Genomic DNA, 20614 nt, shown 5'->3' with positions numbered 1-20614 from the left:
CCACACATGAAAAAGGCCGCCCGAGGGCGGCCTTTTTTGTTGGCTCGAGCGCTCAGAACGCGTAGGCCGGTGCGCTGCTTTCGATGTCCATCCAGGCGCCGGTGGCGGGCTGGTTGTGCTTGCCGTTCGCCAGCGCGTAGAAGCTGCGCGACGCCTGCGGCAGGCCCAGATCGGCGATCGAATCGAGCGCGGTCTGGCTCAGCGGGATGCCGTACATCGCGAAGTGCTTGCGCATGTCCTGGCCGATGATCTTCGAGCTCAGTACGTAGAACAGGTCTTCGTTGCTGATCTTGTTGTCGGCAAAGCGGCCCATGCCGTACTTGCCCTTGTTGTTGGCGTCCCAGGCCTTGGCGACGAGGCGATCGGCCTTGGTCAGCAACTGGAAGAACTCCAGCGTGCTTTCCATCGTCGGCTTTGCGAGCCCGGCGCGCAGCTTGGCGTACTGGAAGGCCATCTGGAAGTGCACTGCGCGCATCGGGTCCTGGCTCGGGCCTTGCCACAGGCGTACTTCCATATCGGCACGCAGCGCTTCGTCGCTGAGACCGGTGGCGCGGTTGGCGACGATGTCGGCGTAGAGCCCCGGGTGGTCGGTGGCGTGGCCGGTGTCGATACCGATCAGCGCGTACTGCCGCATCATCGTTGCGCTGGCGAGGATGTTGTTGTCGCACTCCACAACGCAGCCCTTGCCGTTAGGCGCAATGTGCATCACGCGCTGCACCGTGTTGTGGCCCAGTTCGTGCGGCCAGCCCCAGCCCGTGTCGATGCCGGCGAAGCCGTCCGACGGGTTGCCGGAACACAGATAGCCGCAGGCGGCGAGCCAGCCGATGAAGTGCTGCACGTTCGGCGCGCGGTGCAATGGGCCGTCGCAGGTCCAGCCAAGTTGGGTGCAGAGGCTCTGTGCCAGCGTCGACATCGGCATGTTGTTGTAGCCGTTGGCGAAGTGGTTGCTGTCGAACAGGATGCCCTTGATGCGGTCGACGACGTAGGTCTTCGGGTCCAGCGTGCCGATCACCTTCTGCGCATAGCCAATCGTCTGCTGGATTTCGCCGCCAACCAGCTTGTTGGTTTGCCAGCCGAAATCGGCGCGCTTGAGCGCCGCAACGGCCTCGTCGATCTGCGCCTGCGAAGGATTCTGCGTGAAGTCGAAGTGCGCGTACTTGGCCGCACCCTTGATACGCAGCTTGACCACCGTGCCGGCGGTGGCGCCACCGTAGTTGAGCATCAGCGGGCCGCCGAAAGGCGTGACGAAGCTCGTGTCACCGGTGGCGGCGAGCGGAATCGTGTAGGAATGCGGCCGGCGCGGGCGCGCATAGGTGGTGTCAGTGACCGGATTGCCATAGGTGCGCAGATAGCTCGTCTGCACGCCCAGGCTGGTGGCGCCCGCCGCATCGACGACCTGGATCGTCACCGGCTTGCCCGGGATCGCGCCGCGCCCGATCAGCGTGGTGCCGCCGGTTTGCGCGATCGTCACATCGACGTCTTCGAAGTCGCTGCTGACTGCGATGCTGTTTGCGCTGGCCGGCATGTAATCGCCGGCACCCTTCGGCGGAATCGTGGTCGCCGCGCGGTTGAACACCAGCCAGGAGTCCGAGGCATAGGCGCGCAGGAAATCATCCGAATCGCCCTTGCTGGAGAGCGGTGCGCCGTAGACGACGCCGGTGCGAACCTGGTCGGCCCACAGCACCAGCAGGCGGTAGAGCTCGCTGTCGGGGTCGGTAAAGACGTTGATGCCGCGCGACTGCATCGACGAGAGCGCGGTTTGCACCGCATCGATCGGCTTGAGCGGCGTGGTATCGGTGAAATCCAGTGTCAGATCGGTGCGGTTGAGCAGGTTGAGCGTGCTCACCAGCGCGCCGAACTGGTCGCCGCGCGCCAGGCTGTCGGCAAGGGTGCGCGTGGCACCGACCGATACGCCCGCGGCACTGGCGAAGTAGTTGCCGGGATAGCCACCGAGGTTCATCCCCATCGCGCTCAGCACCGTGCGGCCGCCGGCCGAATCGACCCAACTCGGGTGCATGTAGATCACCGACTTGCCCGCTTCCAGGTAGCTGCGCACCAGCGCCGAGAGGCGCGGGCTGTCGGTGGTGCCGGAGCCGAACACGATCAGGTTCAGGTCTTTCCAGCAGGTGTTGTCCGGATCATCGATCTTGCAGGTCGTCACGGTGGCGCTGCTGCCGGCCCGAACGATGTAGTTCTTCACCGTGTTGGCGTCGTAGCCGGCGGTGCCGACGGCGATCGTCGCAGGCAGCTTGGCGGCGCCGTCGCCGGTCATCAGCCAGGCGAAGGCACGGTTGAACAGCGGCAGATGCTGCTGCTCGCGCGTGGTACCGGCCATCCAACTCAGCACATTGGCGCCGTAGGCCAGACCACGGCCGCTGCCGATCTGCGCGATCGCTGCCATGCCGGTGCCATTGTCCGAGACAATCAGCGGTGTCGCGATCGTGGTCTTGGCTGCGGTGATCGAACTGCTGTTGGTGGTGTGGTCGAGCGCCAGCTGCGTGATGTCGGCGCTGTAGATCGAGGCCAAGGCCTGGGTCTGTTTCGCGCCCAGCGTCGTTGCGGCGGACACCGCGCGTGCGAGCAGGACTTCGCGGTCCTTGGCGGTCAGTGCCGTGGCGTCGCCGCTTTGCAGGGCAAGCGCGATGGGGTCAGGCGTCGTCGTGCCGCCAGATCCGTTCGTGCCCCCTGAGCCGTTTGTGCCACCACTATTGCTATTGCCACCGCTCGCCGTTTCGCCGCCGCCGCCCCCGCCGCCACACGCGACGAGCAAGACGGAAATCGAGAGGGCGCCGAGGGCGCAGATGAGGGGGTTGAGTCTTCGCTTGAACATGCTGGTTACCAAAATCGAGTGGATGAATGCCGTCATCCTCGGCGTCCGGGGATCAGCCGGACGGATTTGATTCGGAGTCCGCGCGCCAGCGCAGCGTTTGCGATTCGCAAGCCGCCGTTTCGCAGTGCTTGGGTGGCTTTGTGCATCGGGCCGTCTGTCCGGGCACCGTGCTGAATGGCGCGGCGTGGCGGCCACAGGCCAGCGGGAGGCGGCATTCTAATGAGCCGGATGAGGCCGGCATACTGCAAATCCGCTCGCGACTGCGGCCGCCGCGCTCTGTCACCTTGTTTTGCTTTCTCGCCGGCGCGGTAGACTGCAACGCGGGGGATGGCGGGACAGAGGATGAGCGAGAACCAAGAATACGTGCCGCAGATGCGGCACTTCCAGGCGTTGTTTACACGCTATCGCGACGATACGGATCGACTGGCAGTGCTGCAGTCGCGTTTCGGGCTGCAACGCGTGGCGCCCTCCGACACCACGCCATTCCCGGCCGAGAGTGCGTTGCAGATGAGCGAATGGCTGCATGCCGCTGGCGATCCGCATGCGTTTGCATGGCTGGCGGGGCAGCTCGACATGGGGGCGGGCGATGGCCTGGTCTACTACCTGCGCGCCCATGACACCCTGCAGGCGGCACTCGATGAGCTCGCGCGGCTCGCTCCGGTGCTTTTTCCCGATGGCAGTTTTCGTTGGGCGAGCGATGGTCACCAGCTGACGATGGTGCTGGTGCCGGTGCTGCGTCCGGAGCGCCTCGGCAGGCGCCAGCGCTACGAGTCGATTCTCGTATGGCTGGTGCGCGTGCTCGACTACATCTGCGGGGTGAGGCTGCCCGTGCTGCATGCCGAGGTGATGACCGAAGACGCCGGCGACCCGGCAACGCTTGCGGCGCTACTGGGCGTTACGCCCCGCATGGGCGCCACCACTTTCTCGCTGACCTACGCGGCTGATGTGCTCAAGCTGCACTTGCCAGGCGCCAGTGAGGCGCTGCGCCAGACGATACGACCGATGTACGAGCGCGAACTGACCCAGATGCTCGAGCACACCAGCGCGGTGCGTCGCGTGGCCGGGTGGCTCGCCGCGCTGCCCGACCTTGGTGGCGCAGGCCTCGATTCAGCCGCGGCCGCGCTGGCGATGGGTGCAAGCACCTTGCGGCGACAGTTGGCGGCGGAGGGCTGTCGCTTCTCGACGCTGCTCGCGGCGCATCGCGCGCGCCTCGCGCTTGACGCGGTGCTCTGCACGGACGAGAAGGCCGAGCGCCTGGCGCTGCGCATGGGCTATGCCGATCGCAGCAGCTTCGAACGCGGGTTCTGCGATCGCTTCGGCGTAAGGCCCGCGCAGGTGCGCCGAGCCGCCCAGGAGTTAATTGGCGCACGACGCTGTGGCGACTGGGGCGCGCCACAGGCCTGGCCGCGGCACAGCCCGAAGCTCGACTGGCTCCGACAGGTGCTCGCCGAAGGGGGCGCTGGGCCTGCACTGGTGTGCGACGCGTTTGCGTCCGACCCGGTGCTGCAATTGCGGTTGCTCGGGCTGTGTGGGGAGCCGGTGCACGGCGCACGCGAATCGGCGGTGATCGATAGCGACTTGCTCGCACGCATGCCGCGGGCAAGCGTGCAGCAGGTGGTCGAATCGAGCTTGCCAGCCGAAGCGCCGACAGCCGAGGCGCTGTACGCATGGCGTTGCGGAGCGCTGGCCGCGCGTGCGGTGGGCCTGCTGGCGCCGCAGCTGGCGCCGGACGACGCGGCAGCGCTCCGGCTGGCGGCCTTTGCGCACAATCTGGGGCGGCTCGCTGCGCCCGCGGCGGCAGGGCGTGCGGTGGATGGCATCGATGCCACCTGGCTGTTGCTTGCCACCTGGCACGTGCCGCCGGCGATCCTGGGCTGGCTGCGTGAGCGCCATGCGCCCGCCTCGGCGGCCGGCGAGGCGTTGGCGCTTGCGGTGGCTTGGGCGGAAGCGGTGCTCGCCGGCGCGGAGACCACCGCGCGTTGTGCCGTAGAGTCGCAAATTGCCGCGCGAGCATCCGCGCAGGTGTGTGCCGAGCTCGCAGCGATTGCGCGGAGCGTTGTGGATTGATCGGTGGCGCCCGGGCGGCCGTTATGATGAGCGTCCGACACCGAGGAACTCTCCGTTGAAAGCCGCATCCCGCCCGTCCATGGTCATCCTCCTGCAGGTGCTGGTTGCATTCATCTGGGGCGGCACCTGGATCGCGGGCCGCATCGTCGCGGCCGAGATGCCTCCTCTTGCTGCCGCCGGCTGGCGCTTCGTGCTGGGCACGCTGACGCTTGGCCTGCTGGTGTGGCGCAGCGCCGGCGGTCTGCCGCGAATCGGCCGCGCCGACCTGGGGCGTGTCTGCGCGATGGGTGCCACCGGCATCCTGTTCTATAACCTGTGTTTCTTCTATGGCCTGCAGCATGTGCAGGCGGGCCGTGGCGCGCTGGTGATTGCGCTGAATCCGGTGGCGGTGGCGCTCGCCGCGTGGCTGTTGATGGGTGAATCCTTGAGCCGCACGCGGCTTGCCGGCGTGGCGATCGCGCTGGCGGGCTGCCTGTTGGTGATCGGTCGCGGCGACCCGCTGGCACTGCTGCGTGGCGAGATCGGTGTCGGCGAGCTGGCGATACTCGGCTGCGTGGCCGGATGGTGTGCCTACACCCTGATCGGGCGGCGTGCGAGCCGCACGCTCGCACCGCTGACGATGACCTTCTATGCATCCCTGGCGGGCGGCGTCATGTTGCTGGCGACCGGGCTCATTGAGGGCAGCCTGCGCGGCATGCCCACGGTGTCCGGGCGCGCCGTGGCTTCGCTGCTGTATCTCGGTGTGCTGGGCAGCGGCTTTTCGTATGTCTGGTACGCGCAGGGCGTGATGCGGCTCGGCGCTGCGCGCGCGGCAGCCTTCATCAATCTGGTGCCGCTCAGCGCCGTGTTGCTCGGCGCGCTGATACTCGACGAACATGTCGGCCTGCTGGTGCTCGCGGGCGGCGCGCTGGTGCTGCTGGGCGTATGGCTGACGAATCGGACTCAATCTGGAGGAAGCAAGGCATGACGCGCAAGACGGTTCTGATCGCAGGGGCTTCACGCGGTATCGGTCTGGAATTCGCGCGGCAATACGCGATCCAGGGCTGGAAGGTCTACGCCGGCGTGCGTACCCCGGCGAAGGCGACCGAGCTGCTGCGTGTGAAGGGTGTAGAGGTGTTACCCCTCGACGTGACCTCGGCCAATTCGATTGCCGGCGCCGCATGGCATGCCGACGAAGATCCGCTCAACCTGTTGATCGTGTGTGCCGGACTGTATGGGCCGGAGACGACAAGTTTTCTGGCGCCGGGCGATGCCGATTTTGATGCCGTGATGCGTACCAACGTGCTCGGCCCGATGCGTGTGATCCAGGCCTTCGCCGATTCGGTGATCGGTGCGCGCGGCACGATCGCGGTGATCTCGTCCGAGATGGGCTCGATCAGCGGTGCCCGCGGCAGCAAGGGGCTGCTCTACCGCGCATCGAAGGCGGCGGTGAACATGGTTGCGAAGTGCGCGGCGAACGAATACGGCCCGCGTGGTGCCACGGTGGTGACGTTGCATCCGGGCTGGGTCAAGACCGACATGGGCGGCCCGAACGCCGAGATCGAGGCTTACGACTCGGTGGTCGGCATGCGCGGCGTGCTTGAGCGAGTCGGGCCCGCGGAGAACGGCGGCTACTTCAACTACGACGGTACACCGATCACATGGTGAGCGATTGCATCGCACTGCGGGGGCGTGGCACTGAGCGTTGAAGCGTTTGCGCTGGTGCTGTGCGGCGCTCTGCTGCACGCGCTGTGGAATCTGCAAGCCAAGCGGGCTTCCGGCGGCTTGCCCTTCGTCTGGTTGTACGGGCTTGTCAGCCTGGTGGCCGCGATGCCGCTGATTGCGCTGCTGCTGTGGCGTGACCCTTCGCAATGGCCCGGCGTATCCGGCTGGTCGGTCATCGCGGCGAGCGCTGCGGTGCACGTGCTGTATGGCCTGGTGTTGCAGAAGGGCTATCGCGCGAGCGATTTCTCTATCGTCTATCCACTCGCACGCGGAACCGGGCCGCTGTTCTCGGTGCTTGCCGCCGTGTTGAGTCTCGGCGAACTGCCGGGCCTGATCGGCGCTTCCGGCATCGCCTTGTTGCTGGCGGGCATCGTGCTGGTGAGTGGTCTTGTGCCGCTGCGTGCTCGCTCGTCGGTGCAGCGGCGGGGTTTGCTTTGGGGCGGCCTCACCGGTTTGTGCATCGCCATCTACACGCTGATCGACGCGTGGGCGGTCAAGCGCGTCGGCATGTCGCCGGTTTTGTACTACTGCCTCAGCCTTGGCGTGCGCACGGTATTGCTCGCGCCGCTGGCCGCACGCCATGCGGCGGCGGTGCGCACACAGTGGTTGGCGTTTCGTGGCCCGGTCTTGGCGGTTGGCCTGCTATCACCGCTCGCGTACATGCTGGTGCTGACTGCGATGGTGATCGCGCCGCTCAGCTATGTGGCGCCGCTGCGCGAACTGTCGATGCTGCTCGGGGTATGGTTGGGGGCCCGCGTGCTGCGCGAGACGCTGAGCCCGCTGCGGCTGGCCGGCACCCTGTGCATGTTGGCTGGGGTGGCGGCGCTCGCCTGCGCGCGTTGATCCTTTGCTGCAAAGCATTGTCGGGATTCGGCATACGCAGGCCAGGGCCATGCGGCAAAATGGTGGCTTGAAGGCCGCGCCAGAAGCGCGGCATGCCCCACACCGCTGGCGCCACCCGCCGGCCCGAACCGGATCGCCCGATGACCCTCGCCCCATGGCGCCTCGCGCCGCTCTGCCTGCTTCTGCTTGCCGCCTGTTCCAAAACCCCCGAAACCGCCGCTCCCGCCGCACCCACGACGCCGCCGGCTGTTCCAGCTGCGAGCGGCAGCGCGGCCGTCGCGTGGTTCAAGGGTGACGTGGATGCCGCATTTGCCGAGGCGAGGCGCAGCAACAAGCCGGTTTCCTGTACTGGGGGGCGGTGTGGTGCCCGTACTGCAACCAGGTCAAGGCGACGCTGTTCAACCGCGCCGACTTTGCCGAACGCGCCAAGCAGTTCATCCCGCTCGAGCTCGACGGTGATTCGCCGGAAGGCCAGAAGCTGGCGGCCCGCTTCAAGGTGCGCGGCTACCCCTCGATGATCCTGTTCCGCCCCGACGGCACCGAGCTGACGCGCCTGCCTGGCGAAGTCGATGCGCAACGCTATCTGCAGGTGCTCGCGCTGGGTATGAATGCGAACCGGCCGGTCAAGGAGGTCCTTGCAGCTGCGCTGGCCGGCAAGCCGACCACGGCGGACGACTGGCGCCTGCTGGCCTTCTACCCGTTCGATGCCGACGAAGAACAGCTGGTCAGTAAGGCCGCGCTGCCCGGCACGCTGGCGCGCCTCGCGGCCGCCGTGCCGCCTGCGGAAGCCGAGCTGGCGACCCGTCTCGCGCTCAAGGCCTTTGTGGCCCATGCGCAGGTGGAACCGCTACCGAAGCTGGCCGGCGACGCCGGTGCGCAACTGCTGGCAAAGCTGCTTGCTGATCCGGCGGAGGTGCGCAGCCATTTTGACTTGCTGATCGTTGAGCCGGACAAGGTCGTGACCTTGCTCACACCGGCTGGCGGCGCGCCGCGCCTTGCGCTGGCTGCGCAATGGAGCAAGTCGCTCGAATCGCTGACGCAGGACGCCACGCTGTCCACCACCGATCACCTGTCGGCGCTTGGTGCACGAGTCGCGCTCGGCAAGCTGGCGGGCGCAACGCCGCTGGACCCGGCACTGCTGCGCAACCAGGTGAGCGCTGCGGACGCGGCCACCAGCAATGGTTTCGAGCGTCAGTCGGTGATCTATACCGCAGCTGGCGTGCTGACCGACGCCGGTTTGCTCGACGATTCGGATGCATTGCTGAAGGCTGAACTCAAGCGTTCTCACGCCCCCTACTACTTCATGCGAATGCTGGGCGGCAATGCGAAGAAGCGCGGCGATGTGGCCGCTGCCTTGAAGTGGTACGAGGAGGCGTGGACGGCGTCGCAAGGTTCGGCAACGCGGTTGCAGTGGGGCGGCGGCTACCTCAATGGTCTGCTCGATCTGGCGCCATCCGACGAGGCGCGCATCGAGGTGGCCAGCAGCAAGCTCTTCGCCGAAACAGCCTCCACCCCCAACGCGTTCTATGAACGCAATCGCGCGGTGCTTGAGCGCAGCGCCAAGAAGCTCGCCGAGTGGAACGCGGGCGGCAAGCACCAGGCCAGCTATCGGCGCATCGTCGCGCAGGCGGCGCAGATGTGCGCAAAGCTGCCGGCCGACGATGCACAGCGGCCGGTGTGCGAAGGCTTGTTCAAGGCGCGTGGCTGATGCCGGCGGCCGTTGACCGGCATCAACGCCCAGCGGCCGCCCGTCCGTAATCTTTCCCCTGTTGGCAGTGTGGTGATTGAGCTCGCCGTACTGTGGTGGAACGGGACAAGAACGGGCGCGATCACGCCCAAACGCCAGGGGAGGCGAGGATGGACATTACAGCAAGCTTGATCGGATTCTTCGGTGGTTATGTCGTGGCAGTGGTGGTTGGTGCGCTGCTGATCGCGATGGTCACGACGCTCGAAAATCAGAACAAATCGCAGCGGCACTGACGCGGCGACGGCGCGGGCAAAGCCCGCCGGTTCCAGTACCTGAAGCGCCCCGACTGCTTGCCGGCCGGGGCGTTTTCTTTTGCGTTTGTGGCAAATCACCGCCTGGGTGACTGTTCAATCGGCACGGGGGCCGATAGGCTGTCGGCAGGCATCCACCCGATGCCCTCTCAACCCCTTGTGGAGTGACACTCTTGAACAAGATCCTTCTATGCCTGCTGGCGGCGGCCTTGTCGTCGGCCCTGAGCGCTTGCGCGACAGACCCCGCGACAGACGGCGCCGCCGCAAGCGATACGAGCACGGCTGCTACGGCGGACGACGGCGAAGAGCGCGTCTACATCACCGGCAGCATCATTCCGCGCAAGCCGCGCGCGGGTGAGGGTGTGCAGACGGTAGCCCCTGACGCGATTCTCGGTGGCGCGTCGCGCCATTCCACGCCGGGTAGCAGCGGCGGTTCCACGGCAGGGCCGTAAGCGGGCCTTTGCGGCGGGCTGGCCGATCAAAGATCGTCATCGGGAAGTCAGTCTCAGGCGTCGCGGGCGGCGACAATCGGGCCCCCACGGCGGGTGCCACAAGCGTCACGCCGGCGACTGCCCTGCGACCCGGGGCGATCCCGATCAGGCCTTACCCGTCCGCCTATCGGCGGCGAGGAGACACGCAATGCTGCTGACGCAAGACCAGGAAATGATCCGCGATGCGGTGCGCGCCTACGCGCAGGACTGCATCGCCCCGCACGCCGCGGCCTGGGATCGCGACCATGAATTTCCGCGCGAGGCGCTCGCAGGCTTGGCCGCCCTTGGTGTGCTGGGCATCGTGGTGCCGGAAGGCGATGGCGGCGCGGGCCTCGACTATGTGTCGCTGGCGCTGGCGATTGAAGAAATCGCGGCGGCCGACGGCGCGACCTCTACCATCGTCAGCGTGCAGAACTCCGTCGTTTGCGGGCCCCTCAAGGCCTTCGGCAGCGCTGCGCAGAAGCGCGAATGGCTTGCGCCGCTGGCGCGCGGCGAAAAGCTTGGGTGTTTCTGCCTGACGGAACCGCATGTCGGCTCCGATGCCGGTGCAATCCGTACCCGCGCGCTGCGCGACGGCGATGGCTGGCGCATCAACGGCGTGAAGCAATTCATCACCACCGGCAAGCACGCCGATGTCGCGATTGTGTTTGCGGTGACCGATCCTGCAGCGGGCAAGAAAGGCATCTCCGCCTTCGTCGTACCGACCAGCGCCCCCGGCTACATCGTGGCGCGGGTCGAGGACAAGCTGGGGCAGCGTGCGTCCGACACCGCGCAGATCCTGTTCGAGGACTGCCGCGTCGGCGCCGATGCCTTGCTCGGCGCCGAAGGTGAGGGCTACCGCATCGCGCTTGCGAACCTCGAAGGTGGCCGAATCGGCATTGCCGCGCAGGCCGTCGGCATGGCGCGGGCGGCGCTGGAAGCCGCGCTGCGCTATGCAAAGGAGCGCGAGAGCTTTGGTCAGCCGATCATCGGCCACCAGGCGGTGGCCTTCCGGCTCGCCGACATGGCCACGCGCATCGAGGCCGCACGCCAGCTGGTGTGGCATGCGGCGGCGCTCAAGGATGCGGGCCGCCCGTGTTTGCAGGAAGCCTCGCAGGCAAAGCTCTTCGCCAGCGAGATGGCCGAGCAGGTGTGCTCGGACGCGATCCAGATCCATGGCGGCTATGGCTATGTGAGCGACTTCCCGGTCGAGCGCATCTACCGTGATGTGCGGGTATGCCAGATCTACGAAGGCACCAGCGATATCCAGCGGCTGGTGATCAGCCGGGCGCTGGCCGGCGCCTGACGCAAAAACTGCGCCGCTGCAACGCGATTGCGCAAGACGCTGACAGCGCCTTGGACTAGCATGGGCGGGTGCCGCAAAGGTGACCGCCCGAGCGTTGTCCAATCCCCTGGAGAGCTGAATTGAGCGCCTTCATCGATTTCTATTTCGACTTTGCTTCCCCGTATTCCTATGTCGCGGCCCACATGATCGAGGAGATCGCCGAGCGGCATAAACGTAGCGTGATCTGGCATCCCGTCGTCATCGGCAATGCCTTCAAGGCGGTTGGCGGCGCACCGATGCAGACGCTGCCGCTGCGCAACGAGTATGTGGAAAAGGACGTTGCGCGCCTCGCGCGTTATCTCGGGTTGCCGTATGAGCATCCGAGTTCCTATCCGGTGCCAACCCAGGCCGCGGCCTGCGCATTCCTGTGGGGGCAGGATCGTGACCCGGAGCGTGCGAAGGAGTTTGCCCGCAAGGTTTTCGCGGCCTACTTCGTCGAGGATCGCAACATCGCCGACCTCGATGTGATTCTGGAAATCATCGAATCCTTCGGCCTCGAACGCGCTGCAGCGCATGAGGCGCTCAACAGCGCGCCGCTGAAGGATCGCCTGAAGGCCGAAACCGATCTGGCGATGGCGCGTGGCGTGTTCTCCGCGCCCTTCTTCATCGTCGACGGCGAGCCGTTCTGGGGCTACTCGCGCCTGCCGATTCTCGAAAAGTGGCTGGCCGACGGCCCCTTCTGAGGACACACCGCATGCCTGCTCCAATCGACTTCTATTTCGACTTCGCTTCCCCCTACGGCTATCTCGCCGCCGAGGTGATCGACGAGATCGCCGCCAAGTACGGGCGGGTTGTGATCTGGCACCCGATCCTGCTCGGCGCCGCCTTCAAGGCAATGGGGGCCGCGCCGCTGCCCAGCGTGCCGCTCAAGGGCGAGTATGTGCAGCGCGACGTTGCACGATCCGCGCGCTTTCTCGGCCTGCCGTTCCGGATGCCGACGCACTTCCCGATTCCGACGCAACATGCTGCGCGCGCGTTCCTGTGGCTGAACGATCGCAACACCGGCCTTGCGCGCAAGTTCGCGCGCGCCGCCTACCGGGCCTACTTCGTCGAAGATCAGAACATCTCCGAGGCGGACGTCGTGCTGGCGATTGCCACCGAGCTTGGCATCGATCGCACCGAGCTGGCCGATGCGATGGCCTCGGGCGCGATCAAGGACCGTTTCAAGGCCGAGGTCGACGTTGCGCTTGCGCGCGGCGTGTTCGGTTCGCCCTTCTTCATCGTCGAGGGTGAGCCCTTCTGGGGCGTGGACCGCCTGCCGCAGTTGGAGAAGTGGCTCGCGGGGGGGCCGTTCTGAGATGGCGCATGCCGAGGTCAGCACCCTCTTCACCGACAAGGTTCGCGATTACATCGTCGGGCGACCGGGCTACCCGGTCTCTCTCGCCGGTCTGTTGATGGAAGCGGTCGGCGCGCGCCCGGGCCAGCAGCTGGCCGATGTCGGCTGCGGCACCGGCCTGCTCGCGCAGGCCTTCCTGCAGCATGGCTTTTCGGTAACGGGCGTGGAACCGAATGACGCGATGCGGACCGCCGGCGCGCAATTGCTGTCGGCGCTGCCGTCCTTCCGCATGTTGTCCGGCACAGCCGAACGCACTGGTCTGCCGGACGCATCGGTCGATGGCATCGTCGTCGGAACTGCTTTTCATTGGTTCGATCCGCTCGCGAGCCGCACCGAGTTCTCGCGCATCCTGCGCCCACGCGGCTGGGTCGCGCTGATCGGGAATGAGCGCGCCATGCTGGATCCTGCCGATCGCGCGCTGGGCGATCTGCTCGCGCATTTTCGTGACGATGCGCATGAGCAGATGCGCATGCTGGACGACTGCGCGCCCGCCGAGTTCCTCGGGCCCGCGACACTGCATTTTGAAGTGCCGCATCGGCTCTCGCTCGATCACGGTGCTTTTGTCGCGCTGGTGTTCTCGCGCTCTTACATGCCGCGGCTGGGCACGCCGCGTCGTGCCGAGGCGGAAGCCATGGTCGATGACACCTTCAGTGCGCACGCGGCGGGGGGCCGCTACGCGCTGAACTATCGCGCCACGGTGTATGCCACCGCGGCCTTTGGGGGGCCTGCGCAAGCGGGCTAGTACCGCCGCGCGCCGCATGAGCGGCGCGCCTTGTGATTCCGGCCAGGGGGGTGGCCTGTCGCAATGACCGTACTGCATTCACAACTCAACCCGCGCGACGCGAACTTTCAGGCGAATGCCGAGGCGATGCGCAAGGTGGTCGACGACCTGCGCGCGAAACTCGCGCAGGCGGCGCAAGGGGGTAGCGCCGATGCGCGCGACAAGCATCGCGCACGCGGCAAGCTGCTCGCACGCGAGCGCATCGAAGCACTGCTCGATCCGGGCACACCTTTCCTTGAACTCTCGCCGATGGCGGCGTGGGGCATGTATGGCGGCGATGTCGCATCCGGCGGCGTGGTGGCCGGCATCGGTCGCGTGTCGGGCCGCGAGTGCCTGATCATCGCCAACGATGCCACGGTAAAGGGCGGCACCTACTACCCGATCACGGTGAAGAAGCACCTGCGCGCGCAGGAGATCGCCGCCGAGAACCGGCTGCCGTGCATCTACCTAGTCGATTCGGGCGGCGCCTTCCTGCCGATGCAGGACGAGGTGTTCCCCGATCGCGATCACTTCGGCCGCATCTTCTTCAACCAGGCCAACATGAGTGCTGCGGGCATCCCGCAGATCGCCTGCGTGATGGGCATGTGCACCGCGGGCGGCGCTTATGTGCCGGCGATGAGCGATGAAACCGTGATCGTGAAGAACCAGGGGACGATCTACCTCGGCGGCCCGCCACTGGTGAAGGCCGCCACTGGCGAAGAAGTGAGTGCCGAAGACCTCGGTGGCGGCGATGTGCACACGCGGCTCTCGGGCGTGGCCGACTACCTCGCTGAAGACGATCACGACGCCCTCGGGCAGGTGCGCCGCATCGTTTCGCACTTGAATACGCAGCCCCCAACTGGCCCCGCCATGGCGGAGCCCGAACCACCGTTGTACGACGCCAGTGAGCTCTACGGTGTGATTCCGGCCGATTCGAAGAAACCCTTCGATGTGCGCGAAGTGATCGCGCGCATCGTCGACGGATCGCGCTTCGACGAGTTCAAGGCGCGCTACGGCGCAACGCTGATCACCGGCTTCGCACACATCCACGGCCACCCGGTCGGCATCGTCGCGAACAACGGCATCCTGTTTTCGGAGAGCGCACAGAAGGGCGCGCACTTCATCGAACTGTGCAGCCAGCGCGGCATTCCGCTGGTGTTCCTGCAGAACATCACCGGCTTCATGGTGGGCCGCAAGTACGAGAACGGCGGCATTGCGAAGGACGGCGCGAAGATGGTGACTGCGGTGTCCTGCGCGAAGGTGCCCAAGTTCACCGTGGTGATCGGTGGCAGTTTCGGCGCGGGCAACTACGGCATGTGTGGCCGTGCTTACTCACCGCGCTTCCTGTGGATGTGGCCCAACGCGCGCATCTCGGTGATGGGCGGCGAGCAGGCCGCAAGCGTGCTCGCGCAGGTCAAGAAAGATGGCATCGCGGCGAAAGGCGGCAGCTGGAGCGCGGAGGAGGAAGAGGCCTTCAAGGCACCGATCCGCCAGCAATACGAAACCCAGGGCCACCCCTACTACGCCAGCGCGCGCCTGTGGGACGACGGCATCATCGACCCGGCCGACACCCGCCGCGTGCTGGGTCTCGCGATCGCCGCGTCGCTGAATGCGCCGATTGAAGCGACACGCTTCGGCGTGTTCCGGATGTAAGGGAGAGCAACATGAGCGAAGTCGTACAGATGTCGGTGGCCGGCGGTGTCGGCCGCCTCAAACTCAATCGACCAGAGCGCCACAATGCGCTCGACGAGCAACTGATCCATGACACCCACCGCGCCTTCGATCTGCTCGCGGGCAATCCGGCGGTGCGGGTCATCGTGCTGTGCTCGGATGGCCCCTCGTTCTGCGCCGGAGCGGACCTCGAATGGATGAAGCGCGCGTCGCATCTTGACGGGCAGGCCAACTTCAACGATGCGCGCCAGCTCGCGGCTTTGCTGTATGCGATTGCGACCTGTCCCAAGCCGGTGGTGGCGCGGGTGCAGGGCTCGGCTTACGGCGGCGGTGTCGGCATGATCAGCGTGTGTGACATCGCCGTCGGTGTCGAAGGCGCGCAGTTCGCACTGACTGAGGTCCGGCTCGGCATCGCTGCGGCGACGATCAGCCCCTACGTGCTTGCGGCGATCGGCGCGCGCCAGGCGCGCCGACTGGTACTCACCGGCGAGCGCTTCGACGCCCACCGCGCGAAGGGGTACGGCTTGCTGCATGAGGTGGTGGCCGCCGATCAGCTCGACGCCGAGGTGGACCGCGTCATCGCGCTGCTGCTGCTCGGTGGCCCGGCCGCGCAGGCCGCCGTGAAAGACCTGATCCGCGACGTGGAAGGTGAGCCGCTCTCGCGCGAACTGACCGATGCGACTGCACGACGCCTGGCCGAGATCCGCGCCAGCCGCGAAGGCCGCGAAGGCATCACCGCGTTTCTGGAAAAGCGCAAACCCAACTGGGTGCCCGTGGAGTAGGCCGATGAGCGACGCGAAACCCGTGCTGCGTTTGGCTGATCTGCCGCTCGAAACCTTCAGCCACGGCGAACGTTTCGCCGACGCCTATGCGGCCCTCGGCCCTTTGCTCGGCCTGCGCCATCTCGGTGTGGGTTATGACGTGATTCCGCCCGGCAAGGCGATCTGCCCCTTCCACAACCACCACGCCAACGATGAGTTCTATGTCGTGCTTGAGGGCGAGGGCACTTACCGCTTTGGCGAGCAGCGCCATCCGGTAAGCGCTGGTGACGTGATGGGGGCGCCAGCAGGGGGCCGTGAGACGGCGCACCACCTCATCAACACCGGCAGCGTGCCCATGCGTGTACTGGTGATCAGCTCGATGCGCGAGCCGGATGTTTGCGAGTACCCCGATTCGGACAAATTCCTGGTGATGGCGGGCAAGGCGCCCGGCGCCGATGGCCAGGCGAGCTTTCGCCATGTCGGGCGGCGAGGGGATGCGGTGGATTATTGGGACGGGGAGTAAGGGAGTGAGGGCGGGCTTGGGCCGGCTGGCCCGACCTTTCGGTGTGGTCGGCTTACGATCAGCGCTGCCGCTTTGTGGCGGCTGTCCCGCTCAAGCCGGGTCCCGCCCCGGCGGGCGGGGTACTTTCTTTGTGCGAACAAAGAAAGTACCCAAAGAAAGTCGACTCGCTTCAACGCCGCGCGCTTCGCACGCGGTGCCCTGCGCTGCTCGAAGCATCGGGTGGCTGCGGAACTCGGCCCTGCGGGCCTCAGACAGTCCTCGCCACCGCCGCTGCGCGTCGGAACCCGACGCTTCTGCGCTGCTCGGCGTTTCAGAGGGGGATCGTAAGGCGTCAACGATTGACCGTATCCTTGTTCTCGTAGCTCGGGTGCGGGTCGAAGGCCGGAAGCCGCGAAGTGCGGTCGATTGTTTGGATTCGCCCAACCTGAAATCCGCTCCGCGCCGTTGCGGCTACGAACAGGGCATTGGCGTTGCGCTATCGATTGTTTGGACTTTAGGGTCCCGTCTAGAGCGCCGAGTAGCGGAGCGCGACCGGGAAGAAGGCCGAGGATCGTTTGTGCGCCGAGCGCAGCGAGGGCGAGTTCCGCAGGCCCCCGGTCGTGCGAGCAACGCAGGGAAGTCAGGTGCGCCGCACCTGACCGCGAACGGCGTAAGCGGGGTTTCGCGGAGCACTGCTCCGTGCCGCTGGAGCGGGCAGTGTGTGCAAACACTGCACTATTTCGGGTCGCCTTTTCTTGGTTACTTCTTTTGGCGAAGCAAAAGAAGTAACACGCCCGCCGGGGGCGGGACCCCGGCCAATGCACGCTTGCAAACCAACAACGGCCATCGCGAGCCGAAGTCGACTCTCAATGTGAGGGTTGGGCTTGGCGACCCTCTGCCGACCGAACCCTGGTGCGCCATCGATGGCGCCCATGTTTGCCTCACTCGGTCCTGCATGACGAGCCACCAGAACCACCGTCGCACGGCAGATCGGGGGATCTGCCAGTGCAACGCAATCCACAACAGAACGCCGCCCCAGCGGCGCGATGCAAACATCATCGGGGGAGATGAATGTTCGACAAGATCCTGATCGCCAATCGCGGCGAAATTGCGTGCCGTGTGATCCGCACCGCGCGCCGCCTTGGTATCCGCAGCGTGGCGGTGTATTCGGATGCCGATGCGGGGGCGCGGCATGTGCGCCTGGCCGATGAGGCGGTGCACATCGGCCCGGCTGCGGCGCGCGAGTCCTACCTGTCCATCACCGCGATCCTGAATGCGGCCAAACGCAGTGGTGCGCAGGCGATCCACCCCGGCTACGGTTTCCTCTCCGAGAACGAAGATTTCGCCGAGGCGTGCGAGGCGGCGGGGCTGGTGTTCATCGGGCCTCCGGCGTCGGCGATCCGCGCGATGGGCTCGAAGTCCGCCGCGAAGTCGTTGATGGAGAAAGCCGGTGTGCCACTGGTGCCGGGGTATCACGGCGATGACCAGGACGCGAACCTGCTCGCTGCAAAAGCGGCGACGATCGGCTTCCCGGTTCTGATCAAGGCAAGCGCCGGCGGCGGCGGCAAAGGTATCCGCATCGTCAATCATGCGGACGAGTTCATGGCGGCGCTGGGGTCCTGCAAGCGGGAGGCCCTGGCCGCCTTTGGCGACGACAAGGTGCTGGTCGAACGTTATCTGCAGCGGCCCCGGCATATTGAAATCCAGGTATTCGCAGATCGCCGTGGCAATGTCGTGCATCTGTTCGAGCGCGACTGTTCCGTGCAGCGTCGCCACCAGAAGGTGCTTGAAGAGGCGCCGGCGCCCGGCATGACGCCAGAGCGGCGCGCGGCCATGGGCGCGGCGGCGTGCGAGGCGGCGCGCGCGATCGGCTATGTCGGCGCGGGCACCGTGGAATTCATCTGCGAGCCGGATGGGCGCTTCTACTTCATGGAGATGAACACCCGGTTGCAGGTCGAGCACCCGGTGACCGAGATGATCACCGGCCTCGACCTCGTCGAGTGGCAACTGCGTGTCGCGGCGGACGAGGCCCTGCCGCTGGTGCAGGAGCAGATCGCGTTGCGCGGGCATGCGATCGAGGCCCGCATCTATGCCGAAGACCCCACGCGCGGCTTCCTGCCCGCAACCGGCACGCTGAGCCATCTCGATACGCCGACCGAAGGCGTGCACGTGCGCATCGATTCCGGCATCGAGGAAGGTGATGCGATCACGCCCCACTATGACCCGATGATCGCAAAGCTGATCGTGTGGGACGACAGCCGCGAGCGCGCCATCGCGCGCATGTTGCAGGCCCTGGGCGGCTACCGCATCGTCGGCGTAGGCAATAACGTCGAGTTCCTCTCGCGCTTGGTCGCGTGCCCGGCGTTTACATCGGCGGATCTCGATACCGGTTTGATCGAACGCGAGCACGACTACCTGTTCCCCGCCGAGGCCGATGCGCCGGGCGAAGTCTTTCTGCTGGCAGCGCTGGCGCGTCTGCTGCGGGAACGTCAGGATGCGGTGGTCGATGCGTCACCGTGGGCTGCGCGTGACGGTTGGCGCATCACCGGTGCCGCGCGACGCGTGCTCGTTTATCGCCATAACGAGCGTGAAGTGAAGGTGATGATTGCCTACGAGGCGGGCGGATTCCGGCTGGAGTGCGAGGGCCGCAGCGTGCATGCCTGTGGCGAACTTGGGCCGCGCGACGAACTGCGTGCGGTGTTCGATGGCAGCCGGTTGAACGCGACGGTGGTCGTCGCGCGCGAACGCCGACATGTCTTCCTGCACGGCCGTTGCTGGGTGGTCGCGGCGGTCGACCCGCTGGTACGCAGCGCACAGGGCCGCGAGGCGGGCGGCGGGCTCGCAGCGCCGATGCCGGGCAAGGTGGTTGCGCTGCTGGCCGAGGCCGGCGCGCGTGTCGAACGCGGCGCGCCGCTGCTGGTGTTGGAAGCGATGAAGATGGAGCATACGATCACCGCACCCGGCGCGGGCATCGTAAAGGCCTTCCGATTTGCGGTTGGTGACCAGGTCAGCGACGGTGCTGCCCTGCTTGATTTCGAGGAGGTCGCGGCATGATCCGGCATCTGGTGTTGTTCCGCTTCCGGCCCGATCTGCCCGCAACGCAAGTGGACGAGGCGGTGGCCGCGTTCCGTGCCTTGCAGTGGGCGATCGATACCGTGAAGGCTTTCGAGGACGGCACCAACGTCAGCCCCGAGGGGCTCGCTCACGGCTACACGCACGCCTTCCTGCTTGCGTTCGAGACCGCTGCAGCGCGCGACGCCTACCTTGAGCATCCGGCGCACAAAGCCTTTGTGGCGTTCATCCAGCCGTTGCTGCACGAGGCGCTGGTGTTCGACTGGAATCGCACATGAAGACGCATATCGACCTGGTCGCCGCGGGGGGCTACAGCGCGGCGGAATGGCAGGCCGGATTCGACGCCTGCGATGCGCCGATCAGGGTCCATGAGGTGGCCGATGCGCCGGCATGCCGCTACGCGCTGGCATGGGGCGCCCAACCCGCGCTGTACGCCGCGCAGCCAGGGTTGCGTGCAGTGTTCTCGATGGGCGCCGGCGTTGAGCATTTGCTGAGCGACCCATCCCTGCCTGCCGATCTGCCGCTGATACGCCTTGAAGATGCGGGCATGGCCGCACAGATGGCAGGCTATGCGGTGTGGGGTGTGCTGCGCCATTTGCGGCGCTTCGACGAGAGCGCCGCGGCTGCGCGGCGCGGCGAAGACTGGGGCGGCTGGCGCAGCCCGCCGGCCACCGGGGCACCGGTTGGCGTGATGGGCCTTGGCATGATGGGGCAGGCCACGCTTGCCGCGCTGGCCCCGCTGGGTTTCGTGCTGCGCGGCTGGAGCCGCAGCCCGCGCGAGATCGCGGGGGTCGAATGCCACGCCGGCACGGCGGCGCTGGATCGTTTTCTCGACGGGCTCGATGCCGTGGTCTGCGTGCTGCCGCACACCCCCGACACCGCAAACCTGCTCAACGCCGCGCGGTTCGCGCGGCTGGCGAAGGGGGCGTTGGTGCTCAACGCCGGGCGCGGCAGCCTGATTGTTGACGCCGACCTGCTTGCCGCACTCGACAGTGGGCAGCTCGGCGCGGCGGTGCTCGACGTATTCCGGGAAGAACCCTTGCCGGCGGGCCACCCCTATCTGACCCATCCACGCGTGACTGCCACGCCGCATATCGCCGCCCGCACGCAGATCCCGCTGACCGCGCGTCAGGTGGCCGACAAGATTGCGCGGCTTGAGGCTGGTCTCTCGGTGAGCGGGCTCGTCGAGCGCGCGCGCGGCTACTGATTTCGACACGTCGTGAAACAGCTTTTCCGCCTCATCCTGTGAGAATGG

General features: G+C 66.5%; 18 protein-coding genes. 17 read left to right on the top strand and 1 reads right to left on the bottom strand.

The annotated features are described in order from the left end of the window. Nucleotides 1-52: 52 nt before the first annotated feature. On the bottom strand, nucleotides 53-2830 hold the full coding sequence (locus tag HH302_RS09420) for an ImpA family metalloprotease (protein WP_172201627.1): 2778 nt from the start codon (nucleotides 2828-2830) through the stop codon (nucleotides 53-55). Between the two features lie 342 nt (nucleotides 2831-3172). Between HH302_RS09420 and HH302_RS09415 the strand changes: the two genes are divergently transcribed. From HH302_RS09415 to HH302_RS09340, 17 genes are all read left to right on the top strand, one after another. Continuing rightward, a complete protein-coding gene (locus HH302_RS09415; RefSeq protein ID WP_172201625.1) occupies nucleotides 3173-4897 on the top strand; it encodes an AraC family transcriptional regulator in 1725 nt (574 codons plus the stop codon). 55 nt (nucleotides 4898-4952) lie between these two features. Further along, nucleotides 4953-5864: a DMT family transporter gene (locus tag HH302_RS09410; RefSeq protein WP_172201623.1), complete on the top strand. Its 912-nt coding sequence runs from the start codon at nucleotides 4953-4955 to the stop codon at nucleotides 5862-5864. Then, on the top strand, nucleotides 5861-6544 hold the full coding sequence (locus HH302_RS09405; RefSeq protein WP_172201621.1) for an SDR family NAD(P)-dependent oxidoreductase: 684 nt from the start codon (nucleotides 5861-5863) through the stop codon (nucleotides 6542-6544). The genes HH302_RS09410 and HH302_RS09405 overlap by 4 nt, the downstream gene beginning before the upstream one ends. 24 nt (nucleotides 6545-6568) lie before the next feature. Continuing rightward, nucleotides 6569-7444 carry a DMT family transporter gene (locus HH302_RS09400; protein ID WP_216661850.1) on the top strand — a complete coding sequence of 292 codons (876 nt, stop codon included), beginning with the start codon at nucleotides 6569-6571 and terminating at the stop codon, nucleotides 7442-7444. A 307-nt stretch (nucleotides 7445-7751) separates the two neighbouring features. Further along, nucleotides 7752-9152 carry a thioredoxin family protein gene (locus tag HH302_RS09395; RefSeq protein ID WP_371814715.1) on the top strand — a complete coding sequence of 467 codons (1401 nt, stop codon included), beginning with the start codon at nucleotides 7752-7754 and terminating at the stop codon, nucleotides 9150-9152. Between the two features lie 149 nt (nucleotides 9153-9301). Beyond that, a complete protein-coding gene (locus tag HH302_RS22605) occupies nucleotides 9302-9424 on the top strand; it encodes a hypothetical protein (RefSeq protein ID WP_256378332.1) in 123 nt (40 codons plus the stop codon). A 191-nt stretch (nucleotides 9425-9615) separates the two neighbouring features. Then, complete coding sequence (locus HH302_RS09390) at nucleotides 9616-9894, top strand: hypothetical protein (protein WP_172201617.1); 279 nt, start codon at nucleotides 9616-9618, stop codon at nucleotides 9892-9894. A 187-nt stretch (nucleotides 9895-10081) separates the two neighbouring features. After that, nucleotides 10082-11218 (top strand): acyl-CoA dehydrogenase family protein, encoded by a 1137-nt coding sequence (locus tag HH302_RS09385; RefSeq protein ID WP_172201616.1) that lies wholly within the window; start codon nucleotides 10082-10084, stop codon nucleotides 11216-11218. Nucleotides 11219-11337: 119 nt separating this feature from the next. Next, nucleotides 11338-11940, top strand: coding sequence for a 2-hydroxychromene-2-carboxylate isomerase (locus tag HH302_RS09380; protein WP_172201615.1), 603 nt, complete (start codon nucleotides 11338-11340; stop codon nucleotides 11938-11940). Between the two features lie 11 nt (nucleotides 11941-11951). Further along, the gene (locus HH302_RS09375) at nucleotides 11952-12554 is read left to right on the top strand and encodes a 2-hydroxychromene-2-carboxylate isomerase (protein WP_172201614.1); all 603 of its coding nucleotides are present in this window, start codon (nucleotides 11952-11954) and stop codon (nucleotides 12552-12554) included. Between the two features lies 1 nt (nucleotide 12555). Beyond that, nucleotides 12556-13335, top strand: coding sequence for a class I SAM-dependent methyltransferase (locus HH302_RS09370; RefSeq protein WP_172201613.1), 780 nt, complete (start codon nucleotides 12556-12558; stop codon nucleotides 13333-13335). 63 nt (nucleotides 13336-13398) lie between these two features. Continuing rightward, nucleotides 13399-15006 (top strand): carboxyl transferase domain-containing protein, encoded by a 1608-nt coding sequence (locus HH302_RS09365; RefSeq protein WP_172201612.1) that lies wholly within the window; start codon nucleotides 13399-13401, stop codon nucleotides 15004-15006. An 11-nt stretch (nucleotides 15007-15017) separates the two neighbouring features. Then, nucleotides 15018-15806, top strand: coding sequence for an enoyl-CoA hydratase/isomerase family protein (locus tag HH302_RS09360; protein WP_172201611.1), 789 nt, complete (start codon nucleotides 15018-15020; stop codon nucleotides 15804-15806). 4 nt (nucleotides 15807-15810) lie between these two features. After that, nucleotides 15811-16308, top strand: coding sequence for a cupin domain-containing protein (locus tag HH302_RS09355; protein WP_172201610.1), 498 nt, complete (start codon nucleotides 15811-15813; stop codon nucleotides 16306-16308). 1050 nt (nucleotides 16309-17358) lie between these two features. Next, entirely contained in the window at nucleotides 17359-19341 is a 1983-nt protein-coding gene (locus HH302_RS09350; protein ID WP_172201609.1) for an acetyl/propionyl/methylcrotonyl-CoA carboxylase subunit alpha, read from the top strand. After that, complete coding sequence (locus HH302_RS09345) at nucleotides 19338-19637, top strand: Dabb family protein (RefSeq protein ID WP_172201608.1); 300 nt, start codon at nucleotides 19338-19340, stop codon at nucleotides 19635-19637. The genes HH302_RS09350 and HH302_RS09345 overlap by 4 nt, the downstream gene beginning before the upstream one ends. Next, entirely contained in the window at nucleotides 19634-20566 is a 933-nt protein-coding gene (locus HH302_RS09340) for a glyoxylate/hydroxypyruvate reductase A (protein ID WP_172201606.1), read from the top strand. Before HH302_RS09345 ends, HH302_RS09340 begins: the two co-directional genes overlap by 4 nt. The last annotated feature ends 48 nt before the right edge of the window (nucleotides 20567-20614 follow it).

This window comes from Niveibacterium sp. COAC-50 (assembly GCF_013184235.1).
GTDB lineage: Bacteria > Pseudomonadota > Gammaproteobacteria > Burkholderiales > Rhodocyclaceae > Niveibacterium > Niveibacterium microcysteis.
The sequence above is the reverse complement of the archived record's forward strand: the minus strand, read 5'-3'. Positions and strand labels throughout refer to the sequence as shown.